Below are 13,835 nucleotides of genomic sequence, written 5' to 3'. Positions count from 1 at the left end.
GAGATGTTCAGCCTTTGGCCGTGTCTGATACAGCCAGCCGCATCATGCAGAGCGACCGCCCAGCCTCGACGCCGACGACCTCAGAGACGGTCCGTCGTGACACCAGCCGTATCCTCACGGAGGTCGCTGGTGGCGTCGACGTCACCGACCCCTTCGCCGCGGCCGTGCGGGCCACACGCATGCCGATGCTGATCACCGATCCGCGCCAGCACGACAACCCGATCATCTTCGTCAACGAAGCATTCTGCCAGCTGACCGGGTTCGACCGCACGGAGATCATCGGACGGAATTGCCGCTTTCTGCAGGGGCCGGGAACCGACGCGGCCGATGTGGACCGCATCCGCGCGGCGGTTGCGGCCCTCGAGACGATCGAGATCGCGATCTACAACTATCGCAAGGACGGCACGCCCTTCTGGAACCAGCTGCTCCTGGCTCCGGTCAAGGACGCGAAGGGCGAGGTCGCCTACTTCTTTGCAAGTCAGTACGACGTCAGCGCAGACTTCGCGCAGCTGACCAAACTGAAGGGTGAGAACCGCGCTCTGGCGGCCAAGAGCGAAGCCAGCGCAGAACGCCTGCACGTCAGCCAAGAACGCTTCAGCGCAGTCCTCCAGGCCGTCGATACGGCCTACGCCATCGTCGAGGTCCGGTTCGACGCCGAGGACCGCCCGGTCGACTACCGCTTCCTCGAAGCCAACCCGGCGTTCGAACGCCAGGCCGGGGTCAACCTCCGCGGCAAGTGGGTGACCGAGTTCGCGCCCGATCTGGAGCGTTTCTGGTTCGAGACCTACGGTCACGTCGCGCGCACCGGAGAACCGGCGAACTTCGAAAACTACGCCGAGGCGTTCGGGCGCTGGTTCGACGTGAAGGCGATCCGCGTCGGTGCCCCCGAAGACCGACAGATCGCGATCTTCTTCAACGACGTCACGGCGCGCAAAACCGCGGAAGAGAATCTGCGCGCGCTGAACGAGACCCTGGAACTCCAGGTTCAGGAACGCACCCAGGAGCGTGACCACCTCTGGCGCAACACGCAGGACATCCAGGTCATCATCGACGGCCAGGGCATCTTCAAAGCCGTCAACCCGGCCTTCACGACGATCCTCGGCTGGTCGGCCGAAGACGTGCTCGGCAAGGCGGTGTTCGCGTTCGTTCTGGCCGAGGACGAGGCGCTGACCGATCGCGCGCTGCAGCACGCGCGGGAGACGACGCTGCCGACCGTCGAGAACCGCTATCGCCACAAGGATGGAGGCTTTCGCTGGATCTCCTGGGTGGCCGCACCGGAGGGGGAGCTCATCTACGCGAGCGGGCGCCACATCACCGCCGAGAAGGATCAGGCCGAAGCCCTACGGCAGGCTGAGGAGGCGCTCCGCCAATCCCAGAAGATGGAGGCGGTCGGCCAGCTGACAGGGGGTTTGGCGCACGACTTCAACAACCTGTTGGCCGGCATCACCGGTTCGCTGGAACTGATGCAGACCCGCATGCAGCAGGGCCGCCTCACGGATGTCGACCGCTACATGACCGCGGCCCAGGGTGCAGCCAAGCGCGCCGCCGCTCTCACCCATCGCCTTCTCGCGTTCTCGCGTCGCCAGACGCTCGACCCCAAGCCGACCCATGTGACCCGGCTCGCCTCGGGCATGCAGGAGTTGATCCAGCGCACCGTCGGGCCGGCGATTCAGGTCGAGGTCATCGGGATCTCCGGCGGCTGGCCGGCCCTCGTCGATCCGTCGCAGCTCGAGAATGCTCTGCTCAATCTCTGCATCAACGCGCGCGATGCGATGCCCGACGGCGGCAAGATCATCATCGAAACCGCCAACAAATGGCTCGATGACCGGGCCGCCCGCCAACACGACATTCCGGAAGGGCAGTACCTGTCGCTGTGCGTAAGCGACACCGGCACCGGCATGCCGCCCGAGGTCATCGCGCGCGTCTTCGAGCCGTTCTTCACGACCAAGCCCATCGGCGAGGGCACCGGCCTCGGCCTCTCGATGATCTACGGCTTCGCACAGCAATCGGGCGGGCAGGTGCGGATCTACTCGGAGGTCGGCCAGGGTACGACGGTGTGCATCTACCTGCCCCGCCACTACGGGGAAGTCGCCGACGACGAGACGGCTTTCCCCGTCACGGACCTGCCACGCTCCGAGCAGGGCGAGACCGTGCTGATCGTCGATGACGAGCCGACCGTGCGCATGCTCGTCAGCGATATCCTGGAGGACCTCGGCTACACGGCGATCGAGGCCGGCGATAGCGCGGCGGGCCTCAAGGTTCTGCAATCGGATGTCCGCATCGACCTGCTGGTAACCGATGTCGGGCTTCCGGGCGGCATGAACGGACGGCAGATGGCCGACGCCGCACGCGTGGCGCGCCCCGACCTCAAGGTGCTGTTCATCACTGGCTATGCCGAGAACGCCATCCTCGGAAACGGGCGTCTCGCGCCCGGCATGGCCGTGCTGACCAAGCCCTTCGCGATCGAGACGATGGCGGCGCGGATCCGATCGATGATCGAGAGCAGCCGGGAGCAGGCGGAGCGACCGTGAGCCGCCGCGCGCATGTCTGCGTGGGTTGTCTTGCTGGCACGCCGATGGTTCACGGGCGGTTGCAGGTGAGGAAAGACGTCCGCTTTCAGAACCGTCAGACCAACAGGTGCGAGGCGATCGGCGGCCGACGTCGATGAACGTGCCCAGAGTGGAGTTCGAACCGGCCGCTGAAGGAGGTCAGCCTCCTGCTCGGCGCGCCAAGCCGAGGGCGGCTTCTTATGATGACTGGCGGAGAGGGGGGACTCTTCCCACCGCTTCAAAATTGCCAACGAAACCAATATTTTGTCGCAAGTCTGCTTCGATTTGTGTACCACCCCCGTGCCTCGGACGCAAGGAGCCGCACCTCCACTTCGGTGATATCAATCCTTCCAAAAGGAGTCGATTGCATTCCATGGTGCCTGCCGTCGCCGGAGCCGCAGCACTGTCCAAGCCGTCGAGACATCCGAAGACCGGAATCTTCCAGTACCGCAAGCGCGTGCCCGAACACCTCCGCGCCATCGTCGGCAGACGCGAAGAGAAGCGCAGTCTTGGAACCCGGGACCCGGATGAAGCCCGGATCAGACACGCCGTCGCCGAACGCGAATGCTTGAAGCGGTGGCGGAGCCTGGGGCATGGGCAGGTCGATCTCAACGTCCGTCAATGCCGAGCGATCGCCGGTGAACTATGCCTGCGACGGATCGCCGAGTTCGAGGACGACGTCGAAGACCCGATGCCCTGGCGGGATGAGCTCCTCAGGCTTCAGTGCGAAAGAAAGGCACTGACGGAAGGCCCGTCTCCATCCGCGGAGACGCTCGAAGGGTTGCTGCGCGCGAAAGCGGTCCGGGATTTTCTCGAGAATCGCGGGCTCGCCGCGAGCGCGGCGACGCGCCTCAGGCTTCTGAGACTGACGACCGATACGTTCGAGAAGGCGGCCTCCTACCTCGAAAAGGCGGCGAGCGGAAACTACGGGGATACGACGGCATTCGGCTTTCCGCCCATCTCCGCTCTCGAGGCGGCGGATCCGGCAGTGCCGATGCTCGAAGCATGGGGAAGCTATGTGAAGCAGCGAGGCACCGGAAATGCCACGCAGAAACGCTGGCTGCCGGTACTGACGAAGTTCGTTGCCTTCGCTGGCACCGACGACCTTGCCCGGATCACCCGCAAGGACGTGCTTGCATGGAAGGCCCATCTCCTCGAGACGGAGCTCGATCCACGAACGATATCGGATGTCTACCTGGCCTCGGTGAAGGCAGTTCTCGGCCAAGCCTCCGTGGACGGCCACATCGGTTCGAACCCGGCCGAACGGATCCGGGTGGCCTACCGCAAGAAGCCCCGTACGCGGGAGCAGGGCTTTACACGGGATGAAGCCTATTTCGTTCTGGACCACTGCAGCCGTATCGATCCCACGGGCATGAGTCGTGATCGGGCTGCCGCACTGCGCTGGGTCCCCTGGCTCTGCGCCTACAGCGGAGCCCGGGTCGGCGAGATCACTCAGATGCGCCCTTGCGACATCTATCGCACGGGACGCGATCTCGTAATGATGAGGATCACCCCGGAAGCGGGCACGCAGAAGGGTGGAAGCTTTCGCGACTTGGCGATCCACTCCCATCTCATCGCCCAAGGCTTCCTGGGATACGTGCTTGCATGCGGACAGAAGCCGTTGTTCTACGATCCGGCACGGGCGCGGAAGGATCCGGACCCGGTCAAACTCTCGGCCAAGGCGGGCGAGCGGCTTGCCGCTTGGATCCGGAGCATCGGCATCAGCGACCCACGCGTGCAGCCGAACCACGCATGGCGTCATCGCTTCGCGAGCCTGACCCGCGACATCGGAATGAGGCTGGACTTCGCCGAACTTGCGATGGGGCATGCCCCGAATGGTGCGTCGAAAGCCTACGGCAATCACTGGCCGGTATTCGTCAAGAAGCAGATCGAGCTCATCGAGCCCTATGAGATGCCGAACCTACCCCTGCTGGACGCTGCCGAGATTTCACTTCAGATCGCCGAACTCTCCAATTGCCCGAGGAGTACGGGTCAGCCGGCAGCCGACGCAGCAGCCATCTTCGGATGGAAGAAGGGTTTTCGAGTTCCGGAACCGAAGTCGCAACGGGCTCCGTGATCGTTGTGGCCTGCCTCCTGAAAAGTGGTCCTCCCTAGGTATGGCTCCGAGCCATGTGGAGGATGTCGTCATGGGACGGAATGCAGGCAGCTTCACCCGGGCCGCCGCGCGACTCGGGGTCTCGAAGTCGGCGCTGTGGGCGCCCTTCGGGTCCGAGAGGTCCGCACCGATTTTCTCGGCCCGGCCGCCGGCGGCACGGATCTCGGCGACCACTGCGTCGGCCTCGTCTGCGGCTCGGCCATAGTGGACGAGTACCTGCGCACCGGCCTTGGCAAGGGCGAGGGCGGCGGCACGGCCGATGCCGCGCGAGCCGCCGGTGACGAGGGAGGTCTTTCCGGTGAGGTTGGTCATGACGGGTCTCCGATCAGGCAGGGGATGAGCGCAGCCGATCGCCTTCGCCGACGCGGAGGCGTCGGCGGCGGGGTGTCGGTGTTCTGGGCTGTTCGTTGCGGTGGAAAGTGAGAGGGGTGGAAGGTCTACGACCCCGGTCGCTCCTCGATGGCGTCGATGCGGTCGGGATAGAAGGCGACGTGGTCCTTGATCGCCTCGACCGCCTCGTAAGGATCCTTGTAGGACCAGACGGCGTTCACCGAGCGCTCGCCGCCGAGCGGAATGCTGAGGTAGGAGCAGTCGCCCTTATAGGGGCAGTAGGTGGCTTGCTCGGTGCTCGTGAGCAGCGCCATATCGACGTCCTTGCGTGGGATGTACTGCATGGGCGGATAGGACGCCTCGCGCAGGGTCAGGGCTTCCCGGGTGTCTGCCACGATCCGGCCGGCGACCGTCACCACCACGCGGTTGGGATTGGGTGTGATGTCGATGGGGTGGCCGGGGCCGGGAACCTTGATTGGCTTGCCGTCGGTGTTGAGCGTCTGTTCCATGATTGCCTTCTGAGCTTCGCGGTGCCGGGCCTTGGTCAGGCGGCGGACTTGCCGCCGTCCACGGACAGGATCTGTCCGGTCGTGAACGAGGAGCGGTCCGAGGCCAGGAACACGATGGCGTTCGCGACCTCGTCGGGGTCGCCCACACGACGCAGCGGGACGCCGGAGACGAGGCCGGCCTTGCGCTCGGCGCCGCCGGTGAAGCGGTCGAGCATGCCGGTGTCGGTCGGCCCCGGAGCCACGGCGTTCACGCGCACGCCCGAGCCCGCAGCCTCCAGGGCGGCGGACTTAGTCAAGCCTTCCACCGCGTGCTTGCTGGCCGCGTAGATCGAAGCGCCGGCTGCCCCGCCGTGGCCATAGGTCGACGAGATGTTGATGATACTGCCTGCCCCTTGCGGCTGCATGACGCGCAGTTCGTGCTTCATGCTCAGCAGCGTGCCGAGCACGTTGGTGTCGAAGGTCGCCGCGTAGCTCTCCGCGCTCTGCTCGATCACGGGTCCCGGCCACCCCTCGGTGCCGGCGTTGTTGACCGCCGCGTCCAGGCGCCCGAAGCGCTCGACCACTCGGTCGACGAGGCGGGCGACCTCCTCCTCGTGGCGTACGTCGGCCCGGATGAAGGCCGCGTCCGAACCGGTCTCTCGCAGTTCGGCGGCGAGAGCCTGCCCAGCCTCTTCATGCCGGCCGGAGATGACGACGGTGTTCCCGGCCTTGGCGAAGCCCTGGGCGGCGGCGCGACCGATGCCAGTCAGGGCGCCGGTGATCAGTACGACTTGCTTGGTCATGATCCGTCTCCATCGGACCGGCAGACGCGTTGTGCTGCAAGCACTTCGTTCCGGTCCTGGCAGCGCAGGAGCGCCGCTGTTGAAGACTTAACTAAGCGTCGCTGGTGGGTACGAAAAAGACTTTGTAGGCTGGGGGGCATATCTCGCGGGCATGGAGCGTCGGCGTGGAACTGCGGCACTTGCGCTACTTCGTGGCCGTGGCCGAGGAAGGTAGCCTGACGCTGGCCGCCGAGCGGCGCCTGCACACGGCCCAACCGTCCCTCAGCCGGCAGATCCGGGACCTTGAGTACGAGGTCGGCGTGCCGCTGCTCAGCCGGTCGGTGCGCGGCGTGGAACTGACCGAAGCCGGCCGCGCCTTCCTGGAGCACGCGCGCCTGGCGCTCGGGCAAGTGCAGGCTGCCACGGAGGCGGCCCGCCGGGCGGCGCGGCCGGCCAAGGCCACGTTCGTGCTTGGCTTCCTGACCGGCTACGAGGTCGACTGGCTGGCCGGGGCGATGTGCGTTCTCCGGGACGTCTTACCGGACGTGGACGTCACCATCTCCAGCCAGACCTCGCCGGATCTGGCCGCCGCCCTGATGCAGGGCACAGTGGACGCCGCGTTCATGCGGCACGAGCCGGACCTGCCCGACCTCGCCTTCGTGCTGCTCACGCGGGACCCGCTGGTGGTCATCCTGCCCAGCGACCATCGGCTGGTGTCACGGGAAACGGTCCGCCTCCAAGACTTGACCGAAGACCCGTTCATCATCGTCTCCCGAACGGCTCCGACCCTGCGGCTGGTCATCGACGAGGTCCTCGCCCGGTCGGGCGTGGGCATTACGCCAGCGCACGAGGTGGACAACCTGTCGATGGCGATGTCGCTGGTCTCGTCGACCCGGGGCGTCTCCCTGCTGCCGGCCTACGCCCGCAACTTCCTGCCCTGGTCGGTCGTGAGCCGCCCTCTGACCATGGATGGGGAACCTCCGGGGATCGACCTCGTGCTCGGCTACCGGAAGGAACACGCGCCCGAGCTTCTCCGGCTGTTCCTATCGCGCGTGGATGACCTTATCGTCAGAGCAACGAGGCCCACGTAGATGTGGCCTTGGTGCAGCAGACTGCAAACCGCTCCATCTCAACGTCGAGCGACAGCCCGCATGAGCCGATTAGACCACCTGGATGCGGACGTTCCCAGCTTCCGCAAAGGGGCGTGAGCGGGCGGGACTGCGACGTCCGCTCTGATGCCTCTGCCGCTCGGAAGCGGACGGGCAGGAAACCACCCTCAGCAGCCATTCCGGATCCGACCCAACCCGGTCGCCTAAATCACCCAACTCACGTCCCCAAAGCCGCCAATCGTGGGGCTTCCGGCAGCAACTAAACGCCCTGGAACGACTGCAGCGCACAATTGTTGCTGCGCTGCACGTCTCAACCCGTGCAGCCCCTCGTGGGCGTTTCCTCCCATGACTGGCCGCTCCTTCGGGAGCGGCCTTCTTTCGTTCAAGCACTGATCGAGCGTCGGCTGCTTGCGACCGAGGCTGTGTCGAAGCTCGGATGTGCTGGGAAACCGTAGAACAAATGTCTCCGCAGCGGCCGGGAGGGATCTCTGGCGCAACTGACTGATGGCATTGAGAGGCCCCTCAGGCCGATGCCACCCTGCTTCGAGAGAACGTTTTTCTACGAGGGCCGATAGCGTTCGAGTTTTGACACAGCCTCGACCCAACTCGGTCGTTCACGACCAACGCTACCGCTCCTATATGCAGACGCAAGAGAAGCCCGGAGGCCACATGCTCGGCAATATCGTGATCGACGACAACGTCAATCCGGTCCCGGAGAGCCGAGAGGATTGGTGGGACGTGGCGCCGGGATGCGGTGCACCTGAAGGAGGTTCTGGCGGGGGTATTGGGAAAGCTCGCTGCGGTCGGGTTGTGGGTAGTTTAGAGCAAAGCGGGGAGCAAGGTCGGAAAAATGGAACGTGTGCAGGCTCGGATTAGAACGACGTTTCTCCAGACTAAAATCCCGTCATCTCCTTGATAAATCCAGTATTCGAAAATTTACAATATAACTATAAATCAATATTACAATGATTTTTGGGAATATTATTTTGATACTTTGTATCGATAGAAAGGTCCTCTTGTGATATATTCGCATGTAGTTAGCCGTATGATTGGTGTCAGTTTTTCAGCTATTTCGGAAAAAGACCAATAAAACTGCCTATAAAAGAAGAGACGGTCGCTTTCATCTGTATAGATAATTACAAGACATTTGCTTTCTTTTCCGAAGAATTGCAATACATACAACCCCTCATTTTGATGAACTAGATCGACAACATCGCCAAATCCAAGGACGTTTTCATTGATTCCATATTTATCAGAATGTCTATATATGCTTATAAAATCCCAGCCGTCATTTTTCCAATTGCCGATAATATCATTGGGATTAGATATAGGACGCGCTGAAATAAAATCGATCTTATAAGATAAATATTTCGATAATAACTTCATGCCAATAATGGCAATTATGATGGTGGTGAATGTTCTATAGGGTTGGGAGCCCAGTATTCTGATCATCGACGGCTCCATCTAGAGTTTTATTCCTTAAATACCCCGTAGGCCCCGGCGAACGGATCCCCGTGCCTAAGAGGGATTTGGCCGCTGCGCTCAGGAAGCAGTTGAGGACGACCGAGGTCCGCATGGCAATTATCAGCCATATCATCCCCGAAACCAGACAGGCCGGAAACCACCCAACCCAGCCGTTCAAAGGCGACCGCCAATTTAGCTGGGCCCTGGCCGAAACCAAACGGTCGGTTTCGGAGCAGCTGACCGGAAAAGAGGATGGCCTCATATCGACTGGCTTTATCTTTGCTCCGCGGAAATCGCGTGGCCGTCCGCGCGATGAGATGTGAAGCTGCCCGTGAGTGATGACGTCGAATGGGCGTTTGTGCCCGAGTACATGAAGCCTGGCGCCCCTTTTGATGGCGTGCCTGTGCTCCTGCGGCTGACTGTCAGCCGCGCCGAGTTCGAGGCTAGCTTTACACAGCCCAGCGCCGCTTCGACCGACCCTAGCAACACGCAGATAATCCAACAAAGCTGGGCGCGATCCGATGGGCAGCTCATGCCAGAGCACGATCCGCCGCGGTTCTGGAGGTCAATCTGAGCCGCCTACTCCCTTATATACCAGCCTGACCATAATGTGATTGCGCAGGAACCTCATAGAATTTGCTATTACGTGCATGTTACTGATGCCGGCAAAGTGAGCAAATGTCTCTCGTGGAAGGCAGTTGGCTTAAAATTGTTGCTCGACGATAGCCAAATATAGATTAGCGTTCCAACTTGGAACGGTACCAAACAGTCGTTTCTTACAGCCAGGTTCTGGCTGGTCGCCGACATTTTGCGATCGGCTCATACAATTCCCGGTCCGGGGATAGTTCAGACATGGGCATCCCGTGCAAGCTGTGCGGGCGAGCCATGGATGACGCTCAACTACGGATGTGGCGCATGTCGTATGAGAGGCCTTGAGATGCAAATACTGTTGGACGAATTGACTGGGATATTGAGGAATTCACCCCAAAAAACTGTTGTAAAATATCGCTAGATACGCCCACACGATGCACTCGACCTCTCGACAACTGCTGCTTCGCTTCAGCGATCAGCCCCTACTCTTCAGTGTGACGTCCCTGCATCGCAGGGATGACACGAGGTTACGGCTCTGAGCCTCAGCCAAGGAACAGCATCATGGAATCCATCCCGAAGTTCCTTCAGGGCGTATTCGATTACTCGGGTGCCGGACTCGACCGATCAGCCCTCCTGGCCTCGACGCTGATCTACACGGTTCCGAGCACCAAGCGCGCGCAGTTCGTCTATCTGCGTGCCGGCAATTCAGGGTCGGAATTGGTCTGCCTCTCGCTCGTCATCGCTGGAAAGGCCGCCCGCTACCTGCCGGTCGGCGCCAAGGCCGGCATGAACGTGCCTTTGACCATCGTCGAAGACTTGCCGCCGGACACGAAGGTCGAGATCCACCTGTCCGCCCCCGAGGGAGCAACGGGTCAGGTCGTGATCGACGTCGGTCTCCTCGAAATCTGAGCGCTAGCAAACAGACGGATCGTCATCCGAGCGGCGGAGCAGGACGGACCTATGAGCAAACAAAAACTAGTGGTCGTCGGTAACGGCATGGCCGGCGCGCGCGCCGTCGAGGAGGTGCTGGCGCGGGGCGGCGCCGAGATGTTCGACATCGTGATGTTCGGCGAGGAGCCCTACGGCAATTACAACCGTATCCTGCTCTCCGAGATCCTGAACGGGATCCAGGACGCCGACGGGATCACCATGAATCCGCTGTCCTGGTATGCCGAGAACGGCATCACGCTCCATGCCGGTCACCGCGTCGAGAAGATCGACCGCGCGGCCAAGATAGTGATCTCGAATGGAGGCGTGCGGGCGCGCTACGACAAGCTGATGATCGCTACCGGCAGCCGCGCCTTCATCCCGCCCATGCAGGGCGTGCGGATGGAGGACGGCAGCCTCAAGCCCGGCGTTTTCGGCTACCGGACCATCGCGGATTGCCAGCAGATCGTCGACTACGCCCGACGCAGCAAGATCGCTGTCACAATCGGCGGCGGCCTTCTCGGCCTTGAGGCCGCCCGCAGCATGACCGTGCTGGGCTGCGAGTCGCACGTGGTCCATCTTGCCGGTCACCTCATGGAAATGCAGCTCGACGTGGCCGCAGGCGGCATCCTGAAGAAGACCATTGAGGGCATGGACATCCGGGTCCACACGTCGAAGCTCACCACTGAAGTTCTGGGCACCGACAAGGTCGAAGGGCTACGGTTCAAGGACGGCACTGAACTGCCGTGCGACCTCGTCCTCGTCGCGGCCGGGATTCGGCCGAACTCTGAGATTGGCCAATTATCGGGGCTGACCGTCGAACGAGCCATCGTCGTCAACGACCATATGCAGTCTCTCGACGACCGCGACATCTACGTGGTCGGGGAGTGCGCGCAGCACCGCGGGCGCCTCTACGGCTTGGTAGCGCCTCTCTACGAGCAGGCAAAGGTTTTCGCCGAGCACGTCACCCGAACCAATGTTAACGCGGCTTATCACGGCTCCAAGCTCGCCACGAAACTAAAGGTGATGGGTGTCGAGCTGGCCTCGATGGGCATCACCGATCCCACGGACGACAACGACGAGGTCGTGCAGTTTACCGAGCCGAAGCGCGGTACCTACAAGAAGCTGATCGTGCGCGACGGCCGGCTCGTCGGCGGCATCCTGATGGGCGACATCGGCAAGGCGCCGTTTCTGATGCAGGCCTTCGCGCAGGACGCGCCGCTCCCTGAGGAGCGGCTGTCGCTGATGTTCGACCTCGGCACGCCCTCCGCCAAAGTCACCTACGACGAGATGCCGGCTGAGACCCAGGTCTGCAACTGCAACGGCGTGACCAAGGCGGGTATCGCCGCTTCTGTTGTGGCCGGCGCCAGCAGCTCCAAGGCAGTGATGGCCCAGACTCGCGCCGGCATGGGTTGCGGCGCCTGTAAGGGCGAGGTGACCGAACTCGTCTCGTGGCTCCTGGGCGGTGAGGTCGAGGAGGATCCGTCCGTCCACTACTACGTGCCGACGATCCCAATGCGGAAGCCCGAGCTGATGCGGGAGGTGGTCGCCCGCGGCCTCAAGTCGGTCTCCTCGGTGTTCCGCGAGCTGGGGAATGGCGAGGTGGATCCCAGCGCGAAGCCTGCGCTCGCCTCCTTGCTGATCACCGTCTGGAAGGGCGAGTACGAGGATGAGCGCGACGCGCGCTTCATCAACGACCGCGTTCACGCCAACATCCAAAAGGACGGCACATTCTCCGTGATCCCGGAGATGCCCGGGGGCGTCTGCACGCCGGACGAACTGGTGCGCATCGGGCAGGTCGCACAAAAGTACAACGTCCCGTTGGTGAAGCTGACCGGCGGGCAGCGCGTCGACCTCGTGGGCCTCAAGAAGGATGATCTGCCCAAGATCTGGAGCGATCTCGGCTTCAAAGCGGGCTACGCCTGGGGCAAAAGCTATCGAACCTGCAAGAGCTGCATCGGCACCGACTTCTGCCGCTTTGGCTTGGGCGACTCCATGGGCTTCGCCCAGCGCATCGAGCGCCGCTACCGCGGCATCGACAGTCCGGCCAAGCTGAAGCTCGCGACCGCCGGCTGCCCGCGCAACTGCTCCGAGGCCTACGTGAAAGACGTCGGCTTCGTCGCGGTCGGCGACGGCAAGTGGGAGATCTACGTCGGCGGGGCCGCCGGGGCCCACATCCGCAAAGGCGACCTGCTGTTCACCGCAAAAGATGAGACTGAGGCGATGCTGATCGGCAGCCGCTTCATGCAATTTTACCGCGAGAACGCGAAGTGGAAGGAGCGGACCTACACCTTCATGGAGCGGATTGGCCTGGAGCGCGTCCGTGCCGTCGTGGTGGAGGACAGCGAAGGCATCTGCGCCGATCTCGACGCGGCCATGGAGGCCTCGATCGCCGCCACGGTCGATCCGTGGCTCGAAGCGGTCGCGCCGAAGACCGCCAACCAGTTCACATCCGTCATCCCCGCCAAGGAGGACGTATGATGGCCTCCACCGAAGTGCTGCTCGGTTTTATCGACCAGATCCCCGTGGGTGAGGGACGCACATTCCGGGTCGCCGACCTGGAGATTGCCGTGTTCCACACGGCCGAAGGCGCAGTGTACGCAACCCAGGCTTTCTGCCCCCATCGGCAGGGGCCCCTGGCTGATGGGCTGCTCGGCGGGACCACACTGATGTGCCCGCTGCATGACCGGACCTTCGATCTGAGGTCCGGCTGCGGCACGAGCCACGAGCAACTCGGCCTCGCCACGTACCCGACCCGGGTCAGCGATGGCGAGATCTGGCTGCATCCGGTGCCATCGCCGGCCCGGGAGGCGGCTGAATGAAGGCTGGGGCCGGAGCCGAGCGGCTGCTCGGATACGACGAGAGCAGCTCGAGCACGCACATCACCGTGCGTGGGCTGTCATAGGAAACTATTGTTCCGGATGTGGAGAGCAATGCGTGCGCCTCGATCTCGACGAGCAGGGTGGTTGGCTCGTTGCGCCTGCGGAGTTGGCGCACCGCCTCGGCATCAGCGAGTGGGCCTTGCGGCGTCAGGCAGGTCTTGGCCGCATCGACAGCCGTCTTGATCGTGGCTACGGCCGAGACGCGGGACGCTCGCGTGTGACGGTCATCGTCGGCAAGTGCGGTTGGCAGGGCATCTTTCGCGCCGATGGCTGCTTAGTCTCCGAATTCCGATGGGAGCCGCAGCCGAGCGAGGCAGCGAACAACAGGTGCAGACCGTCACAGGCGGTCTGAGCGAGCCTAGACCTATCGTCCCGGCCGGCGGACTGAACGACCCGAGCCCTCCTACCCGTCGCCTGGGCTCGTCGGCAGCGACTATCGAGGCCGGCCGACGCCGCCAGCTGCTGCACCGACCCCACCCTTGCCGGTCGTGCCCGCACCACCCTATCCGATCCGGGCAGGCTTCGCCGTGTGCGAGAGCTTTGCCCGCTCGGATCGAGGATGCCATTCACGTCCAGTGTTCGAATGTTGCCGAGCTC

11 protein-coding genes and 1 pseudogene are annotated in these 13,835 nt (G+C 63.0%); 8 read left to right on the top strand and 4 right to left on the bottom strand.

Annotation, left to right across the window (positions count from 1 at the left end):
• The first annotated feature begins 44 nt into the window (after window positions 1–44).
• Window positions 45–2,531 (top strand): PAS domain S-box protein, encoded by a 2,487-nt coding sequence (locus tag MKK84_RS33090; RefSeq protein ID WP_243926933.1) that lies wholly within the window; start codon window positions 45–47, stop codon window positions 2,529–2,531.
• A gap of 391 nt (window positions 2,532–2,922) precedes the next feature.
• Window positions 2,923–4,626: a DUF6538 domain-containing protein gene (locus MKK84_RS33085; RefSeq protein WP_243926931.1), complete on the top strand. Its 1,704-nt coding sequence runs from the start codon at window positions 2,923–2,925 to the stop codon at window positions 4,624–4,626.
• A 195-nt stretch (window positions 4,627–4,821) separates the two neighbouring features.
• On the opposite strand, the pseudogene MKK84_RS33080 reads toward MKK84_RS33085, so the two are convergent.
• From MKK84_RS33080 to MKK84_RS33070, 3 genes and pseudogenes are all read right to left on the bottom strand, one after another.
• Window positions 4,822–4,977 (bottom strand): annotated as a pseudogene (locus tag MKK84_RS33080) (SDR family NAD(P)-dependent oxidoreductase); the annotation flags it as partial.
• Between the two features lie 125 nt (window positions 4,978–5,102).
• Entirely contained in the window at window positions 5,103–5,504 is a 402-nt protein-coding gene (locus MKK84_RS33075; protein WP_243926929.1) for a DUF427 domain-containing protein, read from the bottom strand.
• A 35-nt stretch (window positions 5,505–5,539) separates the two neighbouring features.
• Window positions 5,540–6,286, bottom strand: coding sequence for an SDR family NAD(P)-dependent oxidoreductase (locus MKK84_RS33070; RefSeq protein ID WP_243926927.1), 747 nt, complete (start codon window positions 6,284–6,286; stop codon window positions 5,540–5,542).
• 164 nt (window positions 6,287–6,450) lie between these two features.
• On the opposite strand from MKK84_RS33070, the gene MKK84_RS33065 reads away from it, so the two are divergent.
• Window positions 6,451–7,356: a LysR family transcriptional regulator gene (locus MKK84_RS33065; protein ID WP_243926925.1), complete on the top strand. Its 906-nt coding sequence runs from the start codon at window positions 6,451–6,453 to the stop codon at window positions 7,354–7,356.
• Between the two features lie 999 nt (window positions 7,357–8,355).
• Here the strand turns inward: MKK84_RS33065 and MKK84_RS33060 are convergent.
• Complete coding sequence (locus MKK84_RS33060) at window positions 8,356–8,826, bottom strand: hypothetical protein (protein WP_243926923.1); 471 nt, start codon at window positions 8,824–8,826, stop codon at window positions 8,356–8,358.
• Window positions 8,827–8,948: 122 nt separating this feature from the next.
• Here MKK84_RS33060 and MKK84_RS33055 point away from each other — a divergent pair, with 122 nt between their 5' ends.
• The 5 genes from MKK84_RS33055 to MKK84_RS35775 all read left to right on the top strand — a co-directional run bounded on the left by MKK84_RS33055 (window position 8,949) and on the right by MKK84_RS35775 (window position 13,590).
• Window positions 8,949–9,161, top strand: coding sequence for a hypothetical protein (locus MKK84_RS33055; RefSeq protein WP_243926921.1), 213 nt, complete (start codon window positions 8,949–8,951; stop codon window positions 9,159–9,161).
• A gap of 829 nt (window positions 9,162–9,990) precedes the next feature.
• A complete protein-coding gene (locus MKK84_RS33050) occupies window positions 9,991–10,338 on the top strand; it encodes a molybdopterin oxidoreductase (protein ID WP_243926919.1) in 348 nt (115 codons plus the stop codon).
• A gap of 51 nt (window positions 10,339–10,389) precedes the next feature.
• Window positions 10,390–12,837, top strand: a complete 2,448-nt coding sequence (nirB, locus tag MKK84_RS33045) for a nitrite reductase large subunit NirB (protein ID WP_243926917.1) — start codon at window positions 10,390–10,392, stop codon at window positions 12,835–12,837.
• On the top strand, window positions 12,834–13,178 hold the full coding sequence (locus MKK84_RS33040; RefSeq protein WP_243926916.1) for a Rieske (2Fe-2S) protein: 345 nt from the start codon (window positions 12,834–12,836) through the stop codon (window positions 13,176–13,178). The genes nirB and MKK84_RS33040 overlap by 4 nt, the downstream gene beginning before the upstream one ends.
• A gap of 115 nt (window positions 13,179–13,293) precedes the next feature.
• Window positions 13,294–13,590 carry a DUF6522 family protein gene (locus MKK84_RS35775; protein WP_243926914.1) on the top strand — a complete coding sequence of 99 codons (297 nt, stop codon included), beginning with the start codon at window positions 13,294–13,296 and terminating at the stop codon, window positions 13,588–13,590.
• The last annotated feature ends 245 nt before the right edge of the window (window positions 13,591–13,835 follow it).

It is taken from the genome of Methylobacterium sp. E-065, from assembly GCF_022829605.1.
GTDB lineage: Bacteria > Pseudomonadota > Alphaproteobacteria > Rhizobiales > Beijerinckiaceae > Methylobacterium.
Note: the sequence above shows the minus strand (reverse complement) of the source record. Positions and strands in the feature narration are given on the sequence as shown.